This window comes from Nonomuraea coxensis DSM 45129 (assembly GCF_019397265.1).
Taxonomy (GTDB): domain Bacteria; phylum Actinomycetota; class Actinomycetes; order Streptosporangiales; family Streptosporangiaceae; genus Nonomuraea; species Nonomuraea coxensis.
In genome coordinates, this window is sequence record NZ_CP068985.1 from 3,518,361 (window position 1) to 3,539,478 (window position 21,118).

26 protein-coding genes are annotated in these 21,118 nt (G+C 72.8%); 17 read left to right on the plus strand and 9 right to left on the minus strand.

Annotated features, from left to right (window positions below):
- Positions 1–45: 45 nt before the first annotated feature.
- Together pflA and pflB are read right to left on the minus strand one after the other, a co-directional pair.
- A complete protein-coding gene (pflA, locus tag Nocox_RS16440; RefSeq protein ID WP_020547902.1) occupies positions 46–771 on the minus strand; it encodes a pyruvate formate-lyase-activating protein in 726 nt (241 codons plus the stop codon).
- Between the two features lie 14 nt (positions 772–785).
- The gene (pflB, locus tag Nocox_RS16445; RefSeq protein WP_020547901.1) at positions 786–3,020 is read right to left on the minus strand and encodes a formate C-acetyltransferase; all 2,235 of its coding nucleotides are present in this window, start codon (positions 3,018–3,020) and stop codon (positions 786–788) included.
- 183 nt (positions 3,021–3,203) lie between these two features.
- Here pflB and Nocox_RS16450 point away from each other — a divergent pair, with 183 nt between their 5' ends.
- Positions 3,204–3,410: a PLDc N-terminal domain-containing protein gene (locus Nocox_RS16450; RefSeq protein ID WP_020547900.1), complete on the plus strand. Its 207-nt coding sequence runs from the start codon at positions 3,204–3,206 to the stop codon at positions 3,408–3,410.
- A 265-nt stretch (positions 3,411–3,675) separates the two neighbouring features.
- A complete protein-coding gene (locus Nocox_RS16455) occupies positions 3,676–4,623 on the plus strand; it encodes a helix-turn-helix transcriptional regulator (RefSeq protein ID WP_020547899.1) in 948 nt (315 codons plus the stop codon).
- On the opposite strand, the gene Nocox_RS16460 is transcribed toward Nocox_RS16455, so the two are convergent.
- The 3 genes from Nocox_RS16460 to Nocox_RS16470 form a co-directional block, all read right to left on the minus strand.
- A complete protein-coding gene (locus Nocox_RS16460; protein WP_157383539.1) occupies positions 4,601–5,023 on the minus strand; it encodes a spore-associated protein A in 423 nt (140 codons plus the stop codon). The two genes, Nocox_RS16455 and Nocox_RS16460, sit on opposite strands and share 23 nt — an antisense overlap.
- Positions 5,024–5,146: 123 nt before the next feature.
- A complete protein-coding gene (locus tag Nocox_RS16465) occupies positions 5,147–5,440 on the minus strand; it encodes a DUF4287 domain-containing protein (RefSeq protein WP_020547897.1) in 294 nt (97 codons plus the stop codon).
- A gap of 78 nt (positions 5,441–5,518) precedes the next feature.
- Entirely contained in the window at positions 5,519–6,148 is a 630-nt protein-coding gene (locus Nocox_RS16470; RefSeq protein ID WP_026215301.1) for a DUF998 domain-containing protein, read from the minus strand.
- 191 nt (positions 6,149–6,339) lie between these two features.
- Between Nocox_RS16470 and Nocox_RS16475 the strand changes: the two genes are divergently transcribed.
- From Nocox_RS16475 to Nocox_RS16490, 4 genes are all read left to right on the plus strand, one after another.
- Positions 6,340–7,140, plus strand: a complete 801-nt coding sequence (locus tag Nocox_RS16475; RefSeq protein WP_020547895.1) for a helix-turn-helix domain-containing protein — start codon at positions 6,340–6,342, stop codon at positions 7,138–7,140.
- An 88-nt stretch (positions 7,141–7,228) separates the two neighbouring features.
- Entirely contained in the window at positions 7,229–7,831 is a 603-nt protein-coding gene (locus Nocox_RS16480; protein ID WP_211212870.1) for a dihydrofolate reductase family protein, read from the plus strand.
- 17 nt (positions 7,832–7,848) lie between these two features.
- Entirely contained in the window at positions 7,849–8,238 is a 390-nt protein-coding gene (locus Nocox_RS16485; protein ID WP_020547893.1) for a YciI family protein, read from the plus strand.
- A gap of 10 nt (positions 8,239–8,248) precedes the next feature.
- Positions 8,249–9,532 (plus strand): RNA polymerase sigma factor, encoded by a 1,284-nt coding sequence (locus Nocox_RS16490; RefSeq protein ID WP_051112808.1) that lies wholly within the window; start codon positions 8,249–8,251, stop codon positions 9,530–9,532.
- On the opposite strand, the gene Nocox_RS16495 is transcribed toward Nocox_RS16490, so the two are convergent.
- Together Nocox_RS16495 and Nocox_RS16500 are read right to left on the minus strand one after the other, a co-directional pair.
- Positions 9,447–10,196: a glycosyltransferase family 2 protein gene (locus Nocox_RS16495; RefSeq protein ID WP_020547891.1), complete on the minus strand. Its 750-nt coding sequence runs from the start codon at positions 10,194–10,196 to the stop codon at positions 9,447–9,449. The two genes, Nocox_RS16490 and Nocox_RS16495, sit on opposite strands and share 86 nt — an antisense overlap.
- Entirely contained in the window at positions 10,193–11,164 is a 972-nt protein-coding gene (locus tag Nocox_RS16500) for an NAD-dependent epimerase/dehydratase family protein (protein WP_020547890.1), read from the minus strand. The genes Nocox_RS16495 and Nocox_RS16500 overlap by 4 nt, the downstream gene beginning before the upstream one ends.
- A gap of 138 nt (positions 11,165–11,302) precedes the next feature.
- Here Nocox_RS16500 and Nocox_RS16505 point away from each other — a divergent pair, with 138 nt between their 5' ends.
- Genes Nocox_RS16505 through Nocox_RS16515 form a run of 3 tightly spaced genes read left to right on the plus strand, consistent with a single transcriptional unit; the run spans position 11,303 to position 14,006 of the window.
- On the plus strand, positions 11,303–12,751 hold the full coding sequence (locus tag Nocox_RS16505; RefSeq protein WP_020547889.1) for a glycosyltransferase 87 family protein: 1,449 nt from the start codon (positions 11,303–11,305) through the stop codon (positions 12,749–12,751).
- The gene (locus tag Nocox_RS16510) at positions 12,748–13,398 is read left to right on the plus strand and encodes a TIGR04282 family arsenosugar biosynthesis glycosyltransferase (RefSeq protein ID WP_020547888.1); all 651 of its coding nucleotides are present in this window, start codon (positions 12,748–12,750) and stop codon (positions 13,396–13,398) included. The genes Nocox_RS16505 and Nocox_RS16510 overlap by 4 nt, the downstream gene beginning before the upstream one ends.
- Entirely contained in the window at positions 13,395–14,006 is a 612-nt protein-coding gene (locus Nocox_RS16515) for a class I SAM-dependent methyltransferase (protein WP_020547887.1), read from the plus strand. Before Nocox_RS16510 ends, Nocox_RS16515 begins: the two co-directional genes overlap by 4 nt.
- Positions 14,007–14,192: 186 nt before the next feature.
- Here Nocox_RS16515 and Nocox_RS43060 read toward each other — a convergent pair whose 3' ends face one another.
- Positions 14,193–14,357 (minus strand): hypothetical protein, encoded by a 165-nt coding sequence (locus Nocox_RS43060; RefSeq protein WP_020547886.1) that lies wholly within the window; start codon positions 14,355–14,357, stop codon positions 14,193–14,195.
- Positions 14,354–14,641, minus strand: coding sequence for an LLM class flavin-dependent oxidoreductase (locus Nocox_RS43065; protein WP_246649799.1), 288 nt, complete (start codon positions 14,639–14,641; stop codon positions 14,354–14,356). Before Nocox_RS43065 ends, Nocox_RS43060 begins: the two co-directional genes overlap by 4 nt.
- 212 nt (positions 14,642–14,853) lie before the next feature.
- Between Nocox_RS43065 and Nocox_RS16525 the strand changes: the two genes are divergently transcribed.
- The 8 genes from Nocox_RS16525 to Nocox_RS16560 all read left to right on the plus strand — a co-directional run bounded on the left by Nocox_RS16525 (position 14,854) and on the right by Nocox_RS16560 (position 21,114).
- The gene (locus tag Nocox_RS16525) at positions 14,854–16,071 is read left to right on the plus strand and encodes an ammonium transporter (protein WP_026215299.1); all 1,218 of its coding nucleotides are present in this window, start codon (positions 14,854–14,856) and stop codon (positions 16,069–16,071) included.
- Positions 16,068–16,466, plus strand: coding sequence for a fluoride efflux transporter CrcB (crcB, locus tag Nocox_RS16530; protein ID WP_020547883.1), 399 nt, complete (start codon positions 16,068–16,070; stop codon positions 16,464–16,466). The genes Nocox_RS16525 and crcB (Nocox_RS16530) overlap by 4 nt, the downstream gene beginning before the upstream one ends.
- A complete protein-coding gene (gene crcB, locus Nocox_RS16535; protein WP_020547882.1) occupies positions 16,463–16,834 on the plus strand; it encodes a fluoride efflux transporter CrcB in 372 nt (123 codons plus the stop codon). The genes crcB (Nocox_RS16530) and crcB (Nocox_RS16535) overlap by 4 nt, the downstream gene beginning before the upstream one ends.
- A 111-nt stretch (positions 16,835–16,945) precedes the next feature.
- Complete coding sequence (locus Nocox_RS16540; protein ID WP_020547881.1) at positions 16,946–17,878, plus strand: urea transporter; 933 nt, start codon at positions 16,946–16,948, stop codon at positions 17,876–17,878.
- A gap of 9 nt (positions 17,879–17,887) precedes the next feature.
- On the plus strand, positions 17,888–18,193 hold the full coding sequence (locus Nocox_RS16545) for an urease subunit gamma (RefSeq protein WP_020547880.1): 306 nt from the start codon (positions 17,888–17,890) through the stop codon (positions 18,191–18,193).
- A gap of 33 nt (positions 18,194–18,226) precedes the next feature.
- Positions 18,227–18,715, plus strand: a complete 489-nt coding sequence (locus tag Nocox_RS44160; protein ID WP_020547879.1) for an urease subunit beta — start codon at positions 18,227–18,229, stop codon at positions 18,713–18,715.
- 6 nt (positions 18,716–18,721) lie between these two features.
- On the plus strand, positions 18,722–20,446 hold the full coding sequence (gene ureC / locus Nocox_RS16555; RefSeq protein ID WP_020547878.1) for an urease subunit alpha: 1,725 nt from the start codon (positions 18,722–18,724) through the stop codon (positions 20,444–20,446).
- Positions 20,443–21,114, plus strand: a complete 672-nt coding sequence (locus tag Nocox_RS16560; protein ID WP_020547877.1) for an urease accessory protein UreF — start codon at positions 20,443–20,445, stop codon at positions 21,112–21,114. Before ureC ends, Nocox_RS16560 begins: the two co-directional genes overlap by 4 nt.
- Positions 21,115–21,118 lie beyond the last annotated feature (4 nt).

Consider the following 21,118-nt stretch of genomic DNA (forward strand, 5'->3'; position numbering starts at 1 on the left):
CCGTGCGGCCCCTGCTCAGGTGCCGAAGGTCCCTGCGGGCGCGGCTCAGACGGAGACCACGCCGTGCGCGCGGAACTGCGCGTGCACGCGGTCGAGCAGCGCCTGGTCGGGCGGCGCGACGCCGGCGAGCGGGAAGCGCAGGCCGAGGCGGTCGTACTTGCCGGTGGCCATGCGGTGGAAGGGCAGCACGTCGACCCGTTCGACGTTGCCCAGGCCGGCCACGAAGCCGGCCAGCGCGTCCACGTTCGCGGGCGCGTCGGTGAGGCCGGGGACCAGGACGAACCGCACCCAGGTGGGCCGTCCCAGGCCGGCGAGGCGGCGGGCGAAGCGCAGCGTCGGCTCCACCGGCCCGCCCGTCACCCGCCGGTAGGTGGCCGGGTCGAAGGACTTGATGTCGAGCAGCACGAGGTCGGTGTCGGCGAGCATCGCGTCGGTGGCGCGGACGCCGAGCAGGCCGGAGGTGTCGAGCGCGGTGTGCAGGCCGTCCTCGTGGCAGCGGCGCAGCAGCTCGGCGGTGAAGCGGGGCTGCAGCAGCGGCTCGCCGCCGCTGATGGTCACCCCGCCGCCCGCGACCGAGATGAAGCGCCGGTACCTGCCGATCTCGGCCATGATCTCGTCGGCGGGGACCCGGCGGCCGTCGCGCATCCGCCAGGTCTCCGGGTTCTGGCAGTAGCGGCAGCGCAGCGGGCAGCCCGCGGTGAAGACGACGAACCGGCTGCCGGGGCCGTCCACGCCGACCGACAGGTCCCAGGAGCTGATCGCGCCGTCCACCGCGGGCCTCCCGTTCACAGCGAGCCGTGGAAGGTGCGGTTGACGACGTCGCGCTGCTGGTCCGGGGTGAGCCGGACGAAGTTGACGGCGTAGCCGGAGACGCGGACGGTGAGCTGCGGGTAGCGGTCGGGGTGCTCCATGGCGTCCAGCAGGACGGCGCGGTTGAGGACGTTGACGTTCATGTGGAAGCCGCCCGCGTCGAAGTAGCCGTCCAGCACGCCCGCCAGGTTGGCGACGCGCTCCTCCGGCGTGCGGCCGAGACCGTCGGGGGTGGCGGTGTTGGTCAGGGAGATGCCGTCGAGGGCCTGGTCGTAGGGGAGCTTGGCGACCGACAGGGCGGAGGCGACGAGGCCGTGCCGGTCGCGGCCGTTCATGGGGTTCGCGCCGGGCGCGAACGGCTCGCCGGACCTGCGGCCGTCGGGCGTGTTGCCGGTGTGCTTGCCGTAGACCACGTTGGAGGTGATCGTCAGGACGGACTGGGTGTGCTCGGCGTCCCGGTACGCGCGGTGCTCGCGGATCTTCGCCATGAACGAGCGCACCAGGCCGACGGCGATCGCGTCGGCGCGGTCGTCGTTGTTGCCGTAGGCCGGGTAGTCGCCCTCGACCCGGTAGTCCACGGCCAGGCCGGTGGCGTCGCGGATCACCTCGACGCGGGCGTGCCTGATGGCCGACAGGCTGTCGGCGGCGACGGACAGCCCCGCGATGCCGCACGCCAGCGTCCGCCTGACCGGGTGGTCGTGCAGGGCCATCTCCAGGCGCTCGTAGGCGTACTTGTCGTGCATGTAGTGGATGATGTTGAGCGCGTTGACGTAGGTGCGGGCGAGCCAGTCCATCATCCGGTCCAGCGCCTCGGTGACCTCCCCGTAGTCGAGGACGTCGCCGGTGAGCGGCGGGTGGGCGGGGCCGACCTGGGCGCCGGTGAGCTCGTCGCGGCCGCCGTTGATCGCGTACAGCAGGGTCTTGGCCAGGTTGACGCGGGCGCCGAAGAACTGCATCTGCTTCCCGACCGGCGCGGCCGACACGCAGCAGGCGACGGCGGTGTCGTCGCCGGTGCGCGGGCGCATGAGCTCGTCGCTCTCGTACTGGAGGGCGCTGGTCTCGATCGACAGGGCGGCGCAGAAGCGCTTGAACGGCTCCGGCAGCCGCGGCGACCACAGGACCGTCAGGTTGGGCTCCGGGGCCGGGCCGAGGTTGCGCAGCGTCTGCAGGTAGCGGTAGCTGGTCCGGGTGACCAGGGGGCGGCCGTCGTCGCCGAGCCCGCCGATCGACTCGGTCACCCAGGTGGGGTCGCCGGAGAAGAGCTGGTCGTACTCCGGGGTGCGCAGGAAGCGGACGATGCGTAGCTTGATGACGAAGTCGTCGACGAGCTCCTGCGCGCGTTCCTCGGTGATCCGGCCCTCGGCCAGGTCGCGCTCCAGGTAGACGTCCAGGAACGTGGAGGTGCGGCCCAGCGACATGGCGGCGCCGTTCTGCTCCTTGACGGCGGCGAGGTAGGCGAAGTAGAGCCACTGGACGGCCTCGTGCGCGGTGCCGGCCGGGCCGGAGATGTCGTGGCCGTAGGAGGCGGCCATCCGCTTCAGCTCGTCCAGGGCGCGCAGCTGCTCGGACAGCTCCTCCCGGTCGCGGATCACGGCGTCGGTGGCGTCCGCGTCGTCCAGGGAGCGCAGCTCGGCCTGCTTGGCCTCGATCAGCCGGTCCACGCCGTAGAGGGCGACGCGGCGGTAGTCGCCGATGATGCGGCCTCGGCCGTAGGCGTCCGGCAGGCCGGTGATGACGCCGGAGCGGCGGGCGGCCCGGATCTCGGGGGTGTAGGCGTCGAACACGCCGTCGTTGTGGGTCTTGCGGTATTTGGTGAAGATCTCCTTCACCGCCGGGTCGAGCTTGTAGCCGTAGGCGGCCAGGCCCGTCTCCACCATGCGCAGCCCGCCCGCCGGCATGATCGCGCGCTTCAGCGGGGCGTCGGTCTGCAGGCCCACGATCAGCTCGCGGTCCCGGTCGAGGTAGCCGGGCGGGTGGGAGGTGATCGACGACGGGGTGGTGGTGTCGGCGTCGAGGATCCCGCGCCGCCGCTCCTCGGGGAACAGGGACGAGACCTTCTCCCACACGGCGCGGGTGCGTTCGGTCGGCCCCGCGAGGAAGCCGTCGTCGCCCTCGTACGGGGTGTAGTTCGCCTGGATGAAGGCGCGTACGTCCACGCCCGAGCGCCAGTCCGCACCGCGGAACCCGCGCCACGCCGCCGTCGCGATCATCGTTTCTCCTTCTTCCCGGTTCGGGGTCCTCTCTCCTACCGTGCCGCGCCGGCGGGCCGGGCACAGCGGGCCAAGGGCACCGGTGGACGGGACGAACGTCCCGGAACAGGTCGAAAGACCCTGCCGCCGCCTCCGGACGGACCGCCACAATGGGGGCGTACGACCGAGTGAAGGGAGCCCGCGATGCGCTGGGACGAGATGTCGGACAAGCAGCGGGGAACGGTCCTCGCGCTGGCGTCCGTGGAGTTCGCGCTCACCGCGGCCGCCGCGGTCGACCTGTGGCTCCGGCCCGCGGCGGACGTGCGGGGCCGCAAGGGACTGTGGTGGCCGGCGATCTTCGTCCAGCCGGTGGGGCCCGTCGCGTACCTGCTGTGGGGGCGGCGGAGATGACCGGAACAATGGTGCCGTGATTCCACCGTCCTCCCGCAATGTGAGAGGACGGTGGAATCGTGCGGCATTTGGAGGTTTTGATCCCTCCGACCGCAGGAAACGGGCAAATTGACCCCACGGCCCCCCTCCAGTGTTCCGCAGGGCTCGCTCGCCGCGTTTTCCCCCTCTACCGTGGCCGATGGAAGCGGGAAAGCGGAAGGATCAATTCTTCCTAGGAATTCTTTTCCCCGGAAGTTCGGCCGTTCGGATGCCATCATCGGGTGATATGGATGCGCACGCTCCGTCCTTCGAACTCGCCTCACCGAAAGGACCGCTGGCCGATTTCCTGATCGCCCGGCGAGCCGCGGTCACCGCGGCCGAACACGGCCTGCCGGAACCGGCCTACCCGCGCCGGGTCCCCGGGCTGCGGCGGGAAGAAGTGGCCCAGCTGGCCGGCATCAGCACCGACTACTACACCCGGATGGAGCAGGGCCGGGTCCGCACGGCCTCCCGCCCGGTGCTCACCGCCCTCGGCCGGGCCCTGCGGCTCGACGACGACCAGCAGCGGCATCTGTTCCAGCTCGCCGACCCGTACGCGGGGGAGCAGTCGGACGAGGGCGAGCAGCGGGTCAGCACACAGACCGTGCGGCTGCTGACCAACCTGGTCGACACGCCCGCTCTGGTGCTCGGCCGCTACCACGACATCCTGGCCTGGAACCCACTCGCCGCCGCCCTGCTCGGCGACCTCGCCGCCATGCCGCCCGCGCACCGCAACTACGTCCGGATGATCTTCCTGGACCCGCAGGTCCGGGCGATGCAGGACGACTGGCCCGCCCGGGCCCGCGAAGCGGTCTCCAGCCTGCGCATGGCCGCCGGCACCTACCCCGGCCGGCCGCGGCTGCGGGAGCTCGTGGGCGAGCTGCTGCGCGGCGACGACGACTTCCGCGCCTGGTGGCGCCAGCACCTGGTCACCATGCACCCGTTCGGGCGCAACCGCCTGCACCACCCCGTCGCCGGATCCTTCGACCTCGACTGGCAGGCCCTGACCACCGTCGACGACCAGGAACAGGTCATCATCCTCGTCACCGCGCCGCCCGGAAGCCCCGGCCACTTCGCCCTCCGCAGGCTGTCCTCCTGGGCGCGGCGGCAGGCGCTGCGGCCCAGTCACCCGCCCCCCGGCTCCGGCGGGCCGGAGCCGGGGAACGCGGAGCTCAGCCGCAGTGCACGTTGTTGAGATCGAGGATCACCCAGGCCGGCACGACCGCCTGGACGTCGATGCACTGACCGGGCGCGGAGACGTACACGGGGCCGGCGTAGTACGTGAACGTGCCGGAGTTGGAGTCCTCGCCGCTGCCGTCGCCCCGGGAGATCGTGACGCTCTTCCAGCTCGGGGTGTTGGCGTACGCGCCGTAGCCGTAGGTCAGGGCGCAGTTCTTGCCCGTGCTGGAGCTGTAGTGGACCTCAAGGGTGCCCGTACGGGTCCCGTCTCCTCTCTTGACGGGGTAGACGCCGACGCGGGTGTAGCTGCTGCCGCAGGGCCCGGCCGCGGCGGCGGGAGCGGCGCCGGCCACCAGCGTGGTGGAGGCGGCCAGGGCCGCACCGGTGAGAAGGGTCGCCAGTTGACGGATGCGCACGAAAATCCTCTCGGTCGCCGACATTCCGATCATGGGTATCACCGGCGTCCCGCCCTTCACCCGTCGTACGCGCGCTATGTGATTCTTGACACAAAGATCCGTTTTGTCGGTCAGGGCGGGTGGTCAGGGCTTAGGGCGGTTGTTCTTCCCGTCCAGCCACAGCAGGGCCGACTCGTCCCGATGCGTCCCGGTGCTGCCGACGTGCTTCGTGCCGATCTCGGGGCCTTTCTTGATCACGTGCACGAGGGCCATCGCGTGCCCACGGCCGAGACCGTAGTCCTGCTTGAGCCACTCGATGATCGCGCCCGCCTTGACCGACGGGCCGTCGAACCCGCGTTCCTTCGCGAGTTCCACGAACTGCCGGGGCGTCAGCCCGGTCCTGTCCTCGATGGTGTCCAGGTACGCCTGAAACGACATGTGCTTCTCCTTGTCGGGGTGCGGGGTGCGGGGTGCGGGGTGCGGGGTGCGGGGTGCGGGGAGCGGGGAGCGGGCCCGTCAGACCTGAGCGGTCCGCTCCAGCTTGGTCATGGTCACCGTGATCCAGGCCCACGCCGCCACCACGCCGGCGAACATGGCGAGCGGCCCGCCCGCCGCGCCGCTCATCGCCCAGCAGAAGCCGGCCGCCAGCGTCGCGCCGCCGAGGCGGCCGGCCACGGCCCACGACAAGCCGGCGAAGCGCCGGCTCAGGACGAAACAGAACGCGATCATCGCGAGGAACGACGCGCCGGCCGCCGCCAGATGCGCCGCGCCGGCCGCGCTCATCGTCCCGGGCACGTCCGGCGTGCCAGGAGGGAAGGCGAAGCCGGGATCGGCGGGGAAGAAGCCGGCCACGACCAGGCCGGCGCCCTGGACGCCGAGCAGGCGGGGCCCCCACACGCCGCCCAGGCCCGCGGCGCGCAGGCCCGCCGCGCCGCACAGGGTCAGCACACCGGTCACGACGAAACTGGAGATCTGGATCCAGCCCAGCTCGCCCAGCGAGAGCATGCTGACCGGATGCCGGGTCAGGTCGAAGCCCGTCCGGGTGGCCGCCTGGACCACGGCGAGCAGGATCCAGATCGGCGCCGCCATCAGCCCGGCGGTGAGCAGCGGCGGCCGTCGCCGCGTCCTTGCCTCAAGGGTTGTCATGCCGACCATGATCGGAACGGCGCAGGCGCGGCGCCAGAGCAAACTGAGTTCCCGGCGAGCCGTCACCGGCGATACCGTTACCGGCAACGTCATTTCCTGCTTGAAGCGGCAAGGGGGAGACCCTGAACGACAGCCGTGAGCTCCTCGGCCAGTTCCTGCGCGAGCGCCGCGCCCGGATCTCGCGCGACCAGGTGGGGCTGCCCGCGCGCCGGTCCCGCCGCGGCAGCTCGCTCACCCAGGAGGACCTCGCCTACATCACGGGCTACTCGATCCGCACGATCAGCGCGCTGGAGCAGGGCGCCGAACACCGCCCCACCCCCGAGCTGCTGGAGTCCATCGCCACGGCGCTCCAGCTCAGCCAGGACGAGCGCAGCATCCTGTGGTACCTCGCGAGCGGCACCCCGCCCGAGCCCGACCGCGCCGCCGAGCCCGACCCGGCCCTGCGCCGGCTGGTCGACGCCCTCGAACCGCACCCCGCCTACGTGACCGACGGACTGTGGAACGTCCGGAGCCAGAACTCCGCGTTCGCCCGGTGGATCTGCGACTTCACCGCCGTGCCCGAAGGCGAGCGCACCATCCTGCACTGGTTCTTCCTCCAGGAGCACTCCAAGCACGTCATGGTCGAGTGGGAGCGCGAGGCGACGGCGCTGATGTCGCTCGTCCGCGGCCGGGCCATGCGCGAACGCCAGGGCCACGAGCTCATGGCCGTGGTCGACGACCTGCGCGAGCGCAGCCCGGACGCCGAACGCATCTGGGCGGGCGGCACCGACCTGCTGGTCCAGGGCCCGTCCAGGCCGATGCTCTTCCGCGAGCCCGGCCACACCGACCCCGGCCGGCCGGACGGCGAGGACCGTCACGTCCGGCTGACCATCACCACGCTCGCCCCGGTGCGCATGGGGGACCACCACCGCCTGCTGGCCTTCCTCCTCCCCGAGACCTACACCGCCCCCGCCGCGCCGAGCGGCCCCTGCCCCGCCTGCCCGCCCGGCTGACCTCGCGGATGCTCGCCCCCGGCCCGGGGGGTGTCTGTTCGGGCCGGTCGAGGTCGTCATCACTGTGCCGGGCCGGTACGCGGCCCGGATGATCAGAGGTGAGGAGCTCACGATGGGCACGATCAGCGTGTTCGTGAACGTCGGGCTGGACGGCGTCATGCAGGGGCCGGGCCGGGCGGACGAGGACACGAGAGGCGGGTTCCGGCACGGCGGCTGGGGCGTCGGGTACGCCGACCAGGTGATCGGGACGTACGTCGCGGAGCGGAGCGGGGCGGCGGCGATGCTGTTCGGGCGGAGGACGTACGACGACGTGCTCGGCTACTGGACCTCGGTGGGCGAGCCCAACCCGTTCACCGAGACGCTGGTGAACACGCCCAAGTACGTCGCCTCCCGCCGGGCGGGCGCCGGACTCGCCCACCCCAACTCCACGCTGCTGGCGGGGGAGGCGGCAGAGACCGTCGCCCGGCTGAAGGAGCGGGTCGACGGGGTGATCACGGTGCTCGGCAGCGGCGAGCTGGTGCGTTCGCTGCACGCCGCGGGCCTGGTCGAGGAGTATGTCCTGCTGATCCACCCGATCGTGCTCGGCTCGGGCACGCGGCTGTTCGGCGAGGGCGAACGTACCGACCTGACGCTCGAGGAGACGATCACCGCCACGACCGGCGTGGTGATCGCGCGCTACCGGACCAAGTGACGAGAGAGGATCGGAACATGCGTTACATGTTGTTGTTCCATCACGGCGAGGCGGACGAGGAGTCCGTCGGGGCCGAGGCGATGGCCGACGGGATGCGGGCCATGGCCAGTTACGCGGCGACGCTGGAGCAGGCCGGGATCCTGGTGAGCGGCCAGGTGCTGCGGCCGTCGGCCGGCTCGACGACGCTCAGGCTGGTCGACGGGGAGCCGCGGATCCAGGACGGGCCGTTCGCCGACACCAAGGAGCAGCTCGGCGGCGTGATCGTCATCGACGTGCCGGATCTGGACGCGGCCCTGGAGTGGGCGCGGCAGGCGCCCCCGCTGTCCTGGGGGGCCGTCGAGATCCGGCCCGGCGGGATGCACATCGAGAACGGGGCCTGGGTCCCGTCGTGGCGGACCCCGTCGTGAACCCGGCGTCGTGAGCGGGGCGGGAGAACGGGCCGCGCGGGTGGCCGAGCGGGCCGCGCGGGAGTCGTACGGCCGGCTGGTCGCCCTGCTGGCCGCGCCGACCGGCGACCTCGAACTCGCCGAGGACACCCTGGCGCAGGCGTTCGAGCGGGCTCTCACCACGTGGCCGCGCGACGGCGTACCGGACAACCCCGAGGGCTGGCTGCTGACGGTCGCCCGCAACCGGCAGCGGGACCTGTGGAAGTCCGCCGCCCACCGCCGCAACCGGTCGCTGGAGGAGGCCGTCGACGCCGGCCTCGGCGCGGTCGAGCTCGCCCGGGCCCTGGACGAGCTCGACCAGGACCGGATCCCGGACCGGCGGCTGGCCCTGCTGTTCGTCTGCGCGCACCCGGCCATCGCCGCTGACGTCCGTACCCCGCTGATGTTGCAGGTGGTGCTCGGGTTCGACGCGGCGGGGATCGCGCGGGCCTTCGCCGTGCCCGCGGGGGCGATGTCGCAGCGGCTGGTCCGGGCCAAGCGGCGGATCAGGGACGCCCGGGTCCCCTTCGTCGTCCCCGGGCGGCAGGCGATGCCGGAGCGGCTGCCGTGGGTGCTTGAGGCGGTGTACGGCTGCTACGCGCTCTCCTTCCAGGAACGGGGTGAGGGGGCCTCGCTCGCGGGTGAGGCCCGGCATCTCGCCGTCACGACCGCGCGGCTGCTCGGCGACGAGCCCGAGGCGTGGGCGCTGGCGGCGCTGCTCACCCTGACCTCGGCCCGCGCCGCGGCCCCCGGCGGCCCCTACCTGCCGCTGCAGGACCAGGACCCGGGCACGTGGGACCGCGGCCTCATCGCCGAGGGCGAGGCGTACCTCCGCCGCGCCGAGCGGCCCGGCAGGGCGCCGGGGAGGTTCCAGCTCGAAGCGGCGATCCAGGCGGTGCACTGCGCCCGGGCCCGCGGCGGCGGCACCGACTGGGACGCCCTGTGCACCCTCTACACCGCGCTGGTCGCGATCGCGCCGAGCCTGGGCGGCCGGGTCGCGCACGCCGCCGTCATCGGGCGCGCCCGCTCGCCCCGGGCGGGGCTGGCGCTGCTGGAGGACCTGCCGGTCGAACGGGAACGCTTCCAGCCCTACCACGCGGCACGCGGCGACCTGCTCGCCCGGCTCGGACGGGGCGAGGACGCGGCCGACGCCTACTCGCGGGCCGCGGCCCTCAGCCCGGACCCGGCCGTCAGGACCTTCCTCGGCCGCCGCGCCGAAGAGGCCCGGGGACCCCGAGCCGGCGACCCCCTCCCGGAGCCGCGGCCGGAGGGGTGATCGGAGAGGGCCGGAGCTCGGTCATGACCCGGCTCATGTCGGAGACGGCGCGGAGCGTGCCGCGCACCGTGCCGGTCACCTTGGAGCGCCCGGCCCGCGGCAGGTAGTCGACCTCCACCTCGGCGATCCGCCAGCCGGCCGCGGCGGCGCGCAGCACCATCTCCAGCGGGTAGCCGAAGCGGCGGTCGGTCAGCCCGAGCTCCAGGAGGGCCGCGCGCCTGGCCGCGCGCATCGGGCCGAGATCACGGAGCGGCGCACCCGTACGGCGGCGCAGCACGCCGGCCAGCACGGCGTTGCCCAGCCGCGCGTGCCACGGCCAGGCCCCCGCCGCCCGCGGCACCCTCCGCCCCAGGACCAGATCGCTCCGCCCGCCGAGCACGTCGGCGGTCACCCGGGGAAGCAGGCCGGGGTCGAGCGAGGCGTCGCAGTCCATGAAGCAGACCAGTTCGGCGGTGGCGGCGAGCAGCCCGGCGTGGCAGGCCGCGCCGAAGCCGCGTACGGGCTCGTGGACCACCCGCGCGCCGAGGCTCCCCGCGACCGCCGCCGAGCGGTCCGTGGAGCCGTTGTCCACCACGATCGGGCGGTAGCCGTCCGGGAGCCGCTCGATCACCCAGGGGAGCGCGGCCTCCTCGTTCAGGCAGGGCAGGATCACGTCGACCGTCATGACCAGGCGAACTCCTTCATCCCCGCGTCGAACCCGATCTCCGCACGGAACCCGAGCTCGGCCCGCGCCCGCTCGGGCGAGGCCACGATGTGGCGGACGTCGCCCAGCCGGTGGTCGCCGGTGACGCGCGGGACGGGGCCGCCCCGTGCGGCGGCCAGCGCCTCGGCCATCTCGCCCACGGTGTGCGGGACGCCGGAGGCGATGTTCCAGGCGCGCAGCTCGCCGGGCCCGACGGGCGCGGACATGGCGGCGAGGTTGGCCCGGGCGACGTCGCGTACGTGCACGAAGTCGCGGAGCTGGCGGCCGTCCTCGAACACCTTCGGCGCCCGGCCCGCCTCCAGCGCCGAACGGAAGATCGCGGCCACCCCCGCGTACGGGGTGTCGCGCGGCATCCGGGGGCCGTAGACGTTGTGGTACCGCAGCGCCGCCGCGCGGCCGCCCGTCTCCCTGGCCCAGTTGGCGGCCAGGTGTTCCTGGGCGAGCTTGGTGGTGGCGTAGGCGTTGCGCGGGTCGGGCGGGGCGTCCTCGTCGATCGGCGCCCAGGCGAGCGCCGCGCCGCAGCGCGGGCAGGCCGGCTCGAACGAGCCCCGCTCCAGGTCCGGCAGGGTCCGCGGGCCCGGCCTGACGTGGCCGTGCGCGGCGCACTCGTAGCGGCCTTCGCCGTAGACGACCATCGAGGACGCCAGCACCAGGCGGCCGATCCCGTGCCTGGCCATCGCGGCCAGCAGGACGGCGGTGCCGTACACGTTGACGGAGGCGTAGCCGGGCAGGTCGGAGACGTCCACGCCGAGCCCCACCCTGGCGGCCTGGTGCACGACGACCTCGACGCCCGGCAGCCGCGCGTCCAGCGCGTCCTGGTCGCGGACGTCCGCGCCGGTCCGCAGGTCGAGGCCGACGACGTCGTGGCCCGCCGCCGTCAACGCCTCCGCGACGTGCCCGCCGATGAAACCGGCCGAGCCGGTGACCATGACTCTCACGCCGCCGACGCTAGCCCGGCGGCGGGCGGCGGTGGAGCGGCGTTCGCGGTTCGTAAGGGTTCTTACGAAGCGCGGACGGCGGACGCCGCGGCGGTCCCTTACGGGGCCCGAGGTGCCAGGCTGCGGGCTGTGAGCCGAAACCTGATCTTCACCGGGGCGGTGCTCGCCGCCCTGGGGGCCGTCGTGCTCAGGATGGTGCTCGGGCCGCCCGGCCTGGGCTGGTACCTGCTGGCCTGGGCGCTGTTCGCGGCGGCCGTGCTGCTGGCCCGGCCGGTACGGGGGCGGCGGCTGGACGTGCTGGTCGTCGCCGGCGGGGTCGCGCTGGCCACGATCGGGGTGGCGGCGCCGCCGAGCAGCAGCACCGACTCCTTCCGGTACGCCTGGGACGGCCGGGTGCAGGCGGCGGGCGTCTCGCCCTACGACCATCCGCCGGCCGACCCGGCGCTCGCCGGGCTGCGCGACGACTGGCTCTTCCCGGCCGGCTGCGCGGACCCGCTGCTGTGGCCGCTGCCTGGCGGCGGCTGCACCCGGATCAACCGGCCGGTCGTGACCACGATCTACCCGCCGCTCGCGCAGGGGTACTTCCTGCTGGTCGAGGTGCTGTCGCCGGACGGCTCGCGGCACAAGGGCCTGCAGCTGGGCGGCTGGGCGCTGGCGGTGCTCGCGCTGCTGGCGCTGTGGCGGCTCGCGGGGGCGCGGCGGGCGGCGTACTGGGCGTGGTGCCCGGCGGTGCCGGTCGAGGCGGTGAACAACGCGCACGTGGACATGCTCGGGGTGCTGCTGGTGGTGCTGGCCTTCGGCGGCGCGGTCCGCGCGCGCGGCGGGCCCGTGCGGGCGGGGGCGCTGCTGGGGGCGGCGGTGGCGGCCAAGCTGCTCCCGGTGACGGCCCTGCCGGGAGCCCTGTCCGGGGTGCTGGCGCGGAACGGCGGGCCGGCGCGGAGCGGCGTGGGGGCCGGGAGCGGCGGGCCGGCGTGGCGGCGGGTTCTCGGGGTCGGGGCGCCCGCCCTGCTCGTGGTGGCGCTGGCGTACCTGCCGTACGCGCTGGTCTCGGGCAGCGGGGTGGCCGGCTACCTGCCGGGCTACCTGCGGGAGGAGCGCTACGACGGCGGCGGCAACCGGTACGCGGTCCTGCGGCTGCTGATGCCGGACCCGTGGGCCCCGTACGCCGCGATCGCGCTGCTCGCCCTGATCGTCCTGGCCGTCCTGCGCCACGGCGACCCCGAACGGCCCTGGCAGGGCGCGCTGCTGGTCAGCGGCTCGTTCCTGCTCCTGCTCACCCCCGGATACTCCTGGTACGCGCTGCTGGTCGTGGCGCTGGCCGCCATGAGCGGCTGGTGGGAGTGGCTGGGCGTGGCCGTGGCGGGCGCGGTCGCCTACACCGACGGCCCGGCCGACCCCGACAACCTCGGAACCCCCTTCTACGCCGCGGCCGCGCTGGCCGCGCTGGCGGGCTGGGCCGCGCGGCGCTCCCGCCCGTCCCCGCCGTCCTCCCCGTCCCCGCCGCCGTCGCCGTCATCGCCCCGGTGGCGTCGGCGGAGCACGTTTCGTCCGCAGCCCGTAAAGGATCGCCTCCGTTGAGCCGTCGTCATCCCGATCACCTGCCGCAGATCGTGGTCATCGCCAAGGAACCGGTGCCGGGCAGGGTCAAGACCCGGCTGACCCCGCCGTTCAGCCCGGAGCAGGCCGCCGTCCTGGCCGAGGCCGCGCTGCGTGACAGCCTGCGGGCCGTCGCCGCCGCGCCGGCCGGCCAGCGGGTGCTGGCGCTGGACGGGCTGCCGGGGGACTGGCTGCCCCCGGGACTGGTGGTGGTCCCGCAGCGCGGCGCGGGCCTGGACGAGCGCCTGGCCGCCGCCTTCTCCGACGCCCACCGGCTCCGGCCCGGCCCCGTCGTCCTCATCGGCATGGACACCCCGCAGGTCACCCCCGCCCTGCTGGAGGAGGCCGGCGCGGCGCTGACGGAGCACGACGCGGTGTACGGCCCGGCGGCCGACGGCGGCTTCTGGCTGCTCGGCCTGCGCCGTCCGGACCCCGCGCTGCTGCTGGGGGTGCCCATGTCAGCCCCGGAGACCGGCAAGCTCCAGCTGGACCGGCTCGAACGCGCCGGGCTGGGCGTGCGCCTGCTGCCCGAGCTGACGGACGTCGACACCGCCGCCGACGCCGCCACGGTCGCGGCCCAGGCGCCGGGGTCGTGCTTCGCCGCCGCGCTGCGGGAGCTGGGCCGGTGATCGGGGAGCTCTACGCCGACGCCCTCGCCGGGGAGAGCGCCGAACTCGAGTACGTGGACGGCACCCGCGTCCCGCTGGAGACCGCCCGCTGGTTCGAGCCCATCGACGGCGACGAGGAGCTGCTGAGCCGCTGCGCCGGGCCCACGCTCGACATCGGCTCGGGCCCCGGGCGGCTGACGGCGGCGCTGACCCGGCGCGGCGTGCGTACGCTCGGCATCGACATCACCCCGCGCGCCGTCGCCCTGACCCGCCGCGCCGGAGGGTTCGCCCTGCTCAGGGACGTCTACGACGACGTCCCCGGCAGCGGCCGCTGGGCGACGGCCCTGCTCGCCGACGGCAACATCGGCATCGGCGGCCATCCCGGTGCGCTGCTGCGGCGGGTCGGCCAGCTCCTCCGGCCCGGCGGCACGGTCCTCGCCGAGGTCGCGCCGCCCGGCACGAGGAGCCGGGTCGACCGGGTACGCCTGCGCCGCGGTCCGGTCACCGGCGAGTGGTTCGCCTGGGCGACCGTCTCGGCGAGCGACCTCGGCAGGGTCGCGCTGGCCGCCGGGTTCACCGAAGCCCGCTGCTGGCCGGCGCACGGCCGCTGGCTGGCCCGGATCCGCTGAGCCCGGCCTACCGGGAGCACGGGCACGGGAGCGCGACAGCCCGGCCTATAGCAGGGCCGAGGCGAGGACGCGCCACTCGTGCCGCGGCAGGGCGTTCGCGTCCGCCGTGAGGACCTGCACGCAGACGTGGTCGGCGCCGGCGGCGCGGTGCTCGTCCAGCCGCCGCCCGATCGCCTCCTCGTCGCCCTAGGCGATCAGCCCGTCGAACAGCCGGTCGCTCACCGTCTCCACGTCCTCGCCGGTGTAGCCGAGACGCAGCAGGTTGTTGGCGTAGTTCGGCAGCGACAGGTAGCGGCGCAGCCAGTCCTGGCCGATCGCGCGCGCCTCCTCCTTGCCCGCGCACAGGATCACGGTCTGCTCGGGAAGCAGGAGAGGCCCGTCCCCGAGCGCCTCCCGCGCCCGCCGGCGACGTCCGCGGGATCGTGCATCCAGAGGTTCAGGATCCCGGTGGCCACGACGGTCCGGCGGGTGGCCGTCAGAAGGTTGCCGACGGCCTCGAAGACCGGCCCTCCGGTGTCCGGCACCCACAGCGCGCGATAGCCCAGTTCCTCCAGCTCGGCGGCCGCCTCCGCGGCCTCGCCCGGGTCGCCGTACCGCAGGTGATGGCTCCACACGCCCACACCGGAAAGATCCATGACGTCTTCTCCCTTCGTCTGGCACTGACGTGCCCCGATCGAGCGCCGATCATCCTCCCGGTGCCCGACGGCGACAAACGCGCTTATTTCGTGATTCCTTGCCTATGAGCGCAGTGCAGATTGAGGCATATTTTCGGCAAAAGCGATCCGCCGCCGTTTTGACACGGGTTCGGCCGATCACCTTTCCAGAGGCAGGGAAAGGGAGGTCGGCCATGCCGCCAGGTCTGAACACCGGAGATTCCGCGTGGGTTCTCGTCAGCGCCGCCATGGTGCTGCTCATGACCCCCGGGCTCGCCTTCTTCTACGGCGGCATGGTCCGCGCGCAGAACGTGCTGAGCGTGATCTTCATGAGCTTCGTCTCGATCGCGCTGGTGACCGTCCTGTGGTTCGGCTACGGATACGGCCTGGTCTTCGGCCCGGACGTGGGCGGCGCCGGTCTGATCGGGTTCGGGGACCTGCGCTTCGCCGACATCTCTCCCACCATGCTGCACGGCCGCGTGCCGACGTACGCCTTCGCGCTGTTCCAGCTCACCTTCGCGATCATCACGGTGGCGCTGATCAGCGGCTCGGTGGCCGGGCGGACCAGGCTCGGGCCGTGGATCGTCTTCTCCGTGGTGTGGGTGACGCTGGTGTACTTCCCCATCGCGCACTGGGTGTTCGACCCGGCCGGGTGGATCAACCGCTGGGGAGTGCTCGACTTCGCGGGCGGCCTGGTCGTCGAGCTGAACTCCGGCATGGCGGGCCTGGCCCTGGCCATCGCGCTGGGGCCCAGCGTCAGGTTCCGCAGGAAGGAGCCGCCCCAGCCCAGCAACATCCCGCTGGTCATGCTCGGCCTGGGCCTGCTGTGGTTCGGCTGGTTCGGCTTCAACGCCGGCTCGGCCATGGCCGACGGCAGGGTGGCGGTGACCGCGTTCCTCAGCACCATGATCGCCGGAGCGGCCGGCATGCTGACCTGGCTGGTCATCGAGTGGTTCCGGTTCAGGCACTTCACCCGGATGGGCTCGGCGACGGGCGCGCTGGCCGGGCTCGTGGCCATCACCCCCTCCTGCGCGTACGTCAACGCCGAGGGCGCGCTGGTCGTCGGGATCGTGGCGGCCGTCGTCGTGTCCTTCGCCGTCACCTGGAAGCTCGTCCTCGGCTACGACGACACCCTCGACGTCGTCGGCGTGCACGGCGCCGGCGGCGTGGTCGGCGTGGTCCTCATCGGCCTGTTCGCGACCGGCGCCGTGGCGAGCCCGACCAAGGGGCTGTTCTACGGGGGCTCCATCGAGCTGCTGCTCAAGCAGATCGCCGCGATCTTCGCGGTCGCGATCTACTCCTTCGTGGTGACGTACCTGATCGGCAAGGTCGTGGACAAGCTGCTGCGGATGCGCGAGACCGAGGCCGAGCAGCTCGCCGGCGCCGACGTCCAGCTCGGGACCGAGGGATGACGGCCGCCGCCGCGCCTCCCGCGCGGGCCCTGGTCTTCGTCGCGGTCGGCGGCGGCGTCGGCGCGGTCGTCCGGCATCTGCTCACCCAGACCCTGCCGGGCGCCGATCATCCGCTGCCGTGGCCGACGCTCGTGGTCAACACCCTGGGCTGCCTGCTCATGGGTCTGCTGACCAGCGAGCTGACCAGGTTCCCGCTGCACCGCCAGCCGGTCAAGATGCTGCTCGGCACCGGGTTCCTGGGCGGCTTCACCACCTTCTCCCACTACGTGGACGGCGTCCGCGAGCTGACGGTGGGCGGATCGCCGGGGTGGGCCGCCGTCTATCTCGTGCTCAGCGTCGTCCTGGGGCTGCTGGCCGTCTGGATCGGCATCACCGTGGGGAAGGGCAAACGATGATCCTCGTCCTGGCGGTCTTCATCGGCGGCCTCATCGGCGCGCCCGCCCGCTACCTCGTGGACGGCTTCGTCAAGAAGCGCGCGGGCACCGACCTGCCGTGGGGCACCCTGGCCGTCAACGTCATCGGCTCGGCCGTCCTCGGCCTGCTGATGGGCATCGCCTCGCGCGACGCCCTGCCGGCCGTGGTGCTGTCCCTGGTGGGCACCGGGTTCTGCGGCGCCCTGACCACGTTCAGCACCTTCAGCACCGACACGTACAAGCTGCTCGCCGCGGGCTCCACGGGCAAGGCGCTGGTCAACATCGCCATGAACCTCGTCCTGGGCCTGGCCGCCGTCGGCCTGTGCTATTTCCTGGGCCGGTCGCTCTGAAAAGGTCGTGATTAAAGAATTTCTCGACCTTAATACGACTTTCTCCGGACAAAGCCCCGGGAACGACGTCCATGGTCCAAGCCGAGCGAATGACAGAAGGAGTGTACGGGCATGCGCGAAAAGGCCTCGGGCATGCCTCTCGGCACCCTCCGCGGTGTCAGCCAGGTCGACTTCCAGTCCGACTGGCGCACGGCGATCTGCTTCGTCATCGCGCTGTTCGCCGGCGGCTGGCAGTTCGGGGTCTTCGGGCTGCTCGGCACGGTCGTGGCCACGCTCACCGCCTGGGTTCTCGGCGCCTCGAAGGACCGGCTGACCGCCGGTCTCGAGGGCTTCAACGGGACGCTCATCGGCGTCGCGCTGGTGCTCTACTTCGACGCCCGCTGGATCACCGTGCTGCTCGTGATCGCCGGAGCGATCATGGGCAGCGTGCTGACGTCGGCGCTCAACTCGCTGCTGACGCCGCTCAACCTGCCGACGTTCACGGCGCCGTTCTGTGCGGTGACCACGGTCATGCTGGTCGGCGCTCCCTCGTACGAGCGGATCTGGCACGGCCGCGCCTACGCGGCGCCGCCGTCGGCCGCGCACCCGGGGGCGTCGGTGACGTTCTCCGATCTGTGGCAGGGGCTGTTCAACGGCATCGGCCAGGTGTTCTTCCAGGGCACGTGGTACGTCGGCCTGATCTTCCTGATCGGCCTGGCGTTCGCCGGGTGGATGGTGGCCGCCGCCGCGCTGGTCTCCAGCGCGGTCGGCATCGTGGTGGCGATCCTGCTCGGCGCGCACGCGGCCGACATCGGGGCGGGCCTGTACGGCTACAACGCGGTGCTCACCGGGATCGCCCTGTGCGGCACCTTCGTCAGGCCGACCACGCTCGGCCTGGCCTACGCCGTGGCGGGCGCGGTGTCGGCGACCGTCCTGACGGCGTCCGTCGCGAACCTCTTCGCGCCCGTCGGCGGGCACACGCTGACCTGGCCGTTCGTCGTGGTCACCTGGATCTTCCTGGCGGCGGTGCCGGTGTTGTCCGGCGTCCGGCGCGTACCCACATAAGGAGAGCTCATGAATCTCGCTCCGCGTGAGATCGACAAGTTGCTGATCTACGTGGTCGCCGAGGTGGCGTCCAAGCGGCGTGACCGCGGACTCAAGCTGAACTACAGCGAGGCGGTGGCGTTGATCAGCGTCGCCGTGCTGGAGGCCGCCAGGGAAGGCAAGACCGTCGCCGAGTGCATGGAGCTCGGCAAGAACGTGCTCGGCCCCGGCGACGTCATGCCGGGCGTGCGCGAAATGCTCAAGCTGATGCAGGTCGAGGCGTCGTTCAAGGACGGCTCCAAGCTCGTCTCCTGCCACGACCCCATCGGCGGCTGACACCGCCGCCAGACCAGAAAGGACCGGTTCGTCATGACGGACACGGACAGGGTCGTCTACGCCGACGACCCGATCGAGATCAACGTCGGGCGGCGCAGGGTCAGCCTGACGGTGCGCAACACCGGGGACCGGGCCGTCCAGGTCGGCTCGCACTACCACTTCTTCGAGGCCAACCGGGCGCTCAGGTTCGACCGGGAGAAGGCGTACGGCATGCACCTGGACATCCCGGCAGGCACCGCGGTCCGCATCGAGCCGGGCGACACCCACCACGTGAACCTCGTCGAGTACGGCGGCGGCATGCGGGTCGTCGGCTTCGCCGGCCTGGTCGACGGCGGCCTCAGGACCAGGAACGCCCGGATCCGCGCGATGCGGCGGCTGGACGAGCTCGGCTACGCCAACGAGCCGGAGCCCTCGGCCACCATCCAGCCGGCCGGCGGCGGCAAGCCGGAGAAGCCGGCCGGCCGCGGGAAGGCGGAGAAGCCGGCCGCGCCCAAGAAGTCCCCCAGCAAGAAGAAGGGCTGACGCGCGATGACCACCATGAGCCGCAAGCAGTACGGGAGCATGTTCGGCCCCACGGTGGGCGACCGCGTCCGCCTGGCCGACACCAACCTGGTGATCGAGATCGAGAAGGACCACACCGCCGGCCACTACGGCGACGAGGCCGTCTACGGCGGCGGCAAGACCGTCCGTGACGGCATGTCGGCCGACCCCCTCTCGCAGAACGCCACGATCGCGCTCGACCTCGTGATCACCAACGCCGTCGTGCTCGACCCGATCCTCGGCGTCGTCAAGGGCGACATCGGCATCAAGGACGGCAAGATCGTCGGCATCGGCAAGGCCGGCAACCCGCACACCCAGAACGGCGTGGACCGCCGCCTGGTCATCGGCGTCGGCACGGAGGTGCTGGCGGGCGAGCACATGATCGCCACGCCGGGCGCCATCGACCCGCACGTCCACCTCATCGCGCCGCAGCAGGCCAAGAACGCGCTCTCCAACGGCATCACCACGCTCATCGGCGGAGGCACCGGCCCCACCGACGGCACCCGCGGCACGACCTGCACCCCCGGCCCGTGGAACATCGGCCGGATCCTCCAGGCCGTCGAGGCGCTGCCGGTCAACATCGGCGTCATGGCCAAGGGCAACTCCAGCCTGCCCGGGTCGCTGGCCGAGCAGATCGAGGCCGGGGCGTGCGTGCTCAAGGTGCACGAGGACTGGGGCTCGACCCCGTCGGTGGTGGACTGCGCGCTGCGGGTGGCCGACGACTACGACGTCCAGGTGGCGCTGCACTCCGACAGCCTCAACGAGGCCGGCTACCTCGAGGACACGATCAGCGCCATCAACGGCCGGGCCATCCACACCTTCCACACCGAGGGCGCGGGCGGCGGGCACGCGCCCGACCTGATCCGCATCGCCGGCGAGCCGAACGCGCTGCCGTCCTCGACGAACCCGACGCTGCCGTACACGATCAACTCGGTGGACGAGCTGCTCGACATGGTGATGGTCTGCCACCACCTCAGCCACGACATCCCCGAGGACGTGTCGTTCGCCGACAGCCGGGTGCGCGCGGAGACCATCGCCGCCGAGACGGTGCTGCAGGACATGGGCGTGATCAGCATGTTCTCCTCCGACTCCCAGGCGATGGGCCGGGTCGGCGAGACCTTCACCCGGGCCTTCCAGACCGCGCACCACTGCAAGGACCAGCGGGGCAAGCTGCCGGAGGACTCCGAGCGCAACGACAACTACCGGGTGCTGCGCTACCTCGCCAAGCTGACCATCAACCCGGCGAGGACCGTGGGCATCGCCGAGACGGTCGGCTCGCTGGAGGACGGCAAGCTGGCCGACATCGTGCTCTGGCCGTTCACCTCGTTCGGCGCGAAGCCCGCGGTCGTGGTCAAGGGCGGGCTGATCAACTGGGCGCAGATGGGCGACCCGAACGCCTCGCTGCCCACGCCGCAGCCCGTCTACTACCGGCCGATGTTCGGCGCGATGGGGATGGCGCAGCGCAAGAGCAACGTGACCTTCCTGCCGGACGCCGCCATCGCCGCCGGGGTGCCGGAACGGCTCGGCCTGCAGCGGCTGATCGCCAGGGTGCGCCACACCCGTACGGTCGACAAACGGCACATGGTGCGCAACTCGGCGCTGCCCAGGATCACCGTGGACCCGGAGACGTTCAAGGTCACCGTGGACGGCGAGCACGCCACCATCGAGCCGGCCAGGGAACTGCCGCTGAACCATCTGTTCTTCCTGGCATGAGCCTGCTCGCCCAGCTCCAGTTGTCCGACTCCGCCTTCCCCGGCGGGTTGTACACGCTCTCGCACGGCCTGGAGGCCTACGTCCAGGCGGGGCCCGTGGACGTCGCCGCGCTGCTGGAGGACGTGCTGCTGCACGCGGCCGGCCCGGGGGACGCCACCGCGCTGGTGCTCGTCCACCGGGCCGTACGGGAGGACGACTGGGACACGGTGGTGGCGGTCGACCAGCGGCTGCACGCCATCAAGCTGAACCGCGAGCTGCGGGCGGCGGCGACCAGGACCGGCAACCAGGTCCTGCGGACGGCCGCCACGGTCTTCGCCACCCCGGAGCTGTTCCGGCTGATGGAGCTGGTCGGGACGGGAGCCACGCCGGGCAACCACGCGGTCGTCCTCGGCACGGCCTACGCCGGGCTGGGCGTGCCCGAGGACGGCGCGGTGACGGGCGACCTGTACGCCTTCGCGGCGAGCTGGGTCAGCTCGGCCGTCCGGCTGCGCCGCCTCGACTTCCGGCAGGCCCAGGCCACCCTGTACGGGGCCGCGCCCGCGATCGAGCGGGCCGCGGCCGCCGCGCTGGCCGCCCGCGACCCGCTCGACCTGTACGCCGCCACCCCGATCGCCGACACGATGAGCTGCGCCCACGAGCGGGCGCCGGCTCGGCTCTTCACCACCTGAAAGG

Bases quoted from the DNA above. Each gene is read 5' to 3' on its own strand.
- Nocox_RS16560 (WP_020547877.1), top strand. From the start codon at position 20,443: ATGAGCCTGCTCGCCCAGCTCCAGTTGTCCGACTCCGCCTTCCCCGGC.
- Nocox_RS16540 (WP_020547881.1), top strand. From the start codon at position 16,946: ATGCGCGAAAAGGCCTCGGGCATGCCTCTCGGCACCCTCCGCGGTGTC.
- Nocox_RS16500 (WP_020547890.1), bottom strand. From the start codon at position 11,164: ATGGTCACCGGCTCGGCCGGTTTCATCGGCGGGCACGTCGCGGAGGCG.
- ureC (WP_020547878.1), top strand. From the start codon at position 18,722: ATGACCACCATGAGCCGCAAGCAGTACGGGAGCATGTTCGGCCCCACG.
- Nocox_RS16495 (WP_020547891.1), bottom strand. From the start codon at position 10,196: ATGACGGTCGACGTGATCCTGCCCTGCCTGAACGAGGAGGCCGCGCTC.
- crcB (WP_020547882.1), top strand. From the start codon at position 16,463: ATGATCCTCGTCCTGGCGGTCTTCATCGGCGGCCTCATCGGCGCGCCC.
- Nocox_RS16450 (WP_020547900.1), top strand. From the start codon at position 3,204: ATGCGCTGGGACGAGATGTCGGACAAGCAGCGGGGAACGGTCCTCGCG.
- Nocox_RS16545 (WP_020547880.1), top strand. From the start codon at position 17,888: ATGAATCTCGCTCCGCGTGAGATCGACAAGTTGCTGATCTACGTGGTC.
- Nocox_RS16470 (WP_026215301.1), bottom strand. From the start codon at position 6,148: ATGACAACCCTTGAGGCAAGGACGCGGCGACGGCCGCCGCTGCTCACC.
- crcB (WP_020547883.1), top strand. From the start codon at position 16,068: ATGACGGCCGCCGCCGCGCCTCCCGCGCGGGCCCTGGTCTTCGTCGCG.
- Nocox_RS16480 (WP_211212870.1), top strand. From the start codon at position 7,229: ATGATCAGAGGTGAGGAGCTCACGATGGGCACGATCAGCGTGTTCGTG.
- Nocox_RS16525 (WP_026215299.1), top strand. From the start codon at position 14,854: ATGCCGCCAGGTCTGAACACCGGAGATTCCGCGTGGGTTCTCGTCAGC.
- Nocox_RS16465 (WP_020547897.1), bottom strand. From the start codon at position 5,440: ATGTCGTTTCAGGCGTACCTGGACACCATCGAGGACAGGACCGGGCTG.
- Nocox_RS43065 (WP_246649799.1), bottom strand. From the start codon at position 14,641: ATGGATCTTTCCGGTGTGGGCGTGTGGAGCCATCACCTGCGGTACGGC.
- Nocox_RS44160 (WP_020547879.1), top strand. From the start codon at position 18,227: ATGACGGACACGGACAGGGTCGTCTACGCCGACGACCCGATCGAGATC.
- Nocox_RS16485 (WP_020547893.1), top strand. From the start codon at position 7,849: ATGCGTTACATGTTGTTGTTCCATCACGGCGAGGCGGACGAGGAGTCC.
- pflB (WP_020547901.1), bottom strand. From the start codon at position 3,020: ATGATCGCGACGGCGGCGTGGCGCGGGTTCCGCGGTGCGGACTGGCGC.
- Nocox_RS16455 (WP_020547899.1), top strand. From the start codon at position 3,676: ATGGATGCGCACGCTCCGTCCTTCGAACTCGCCTCACCGAAAGGACCG.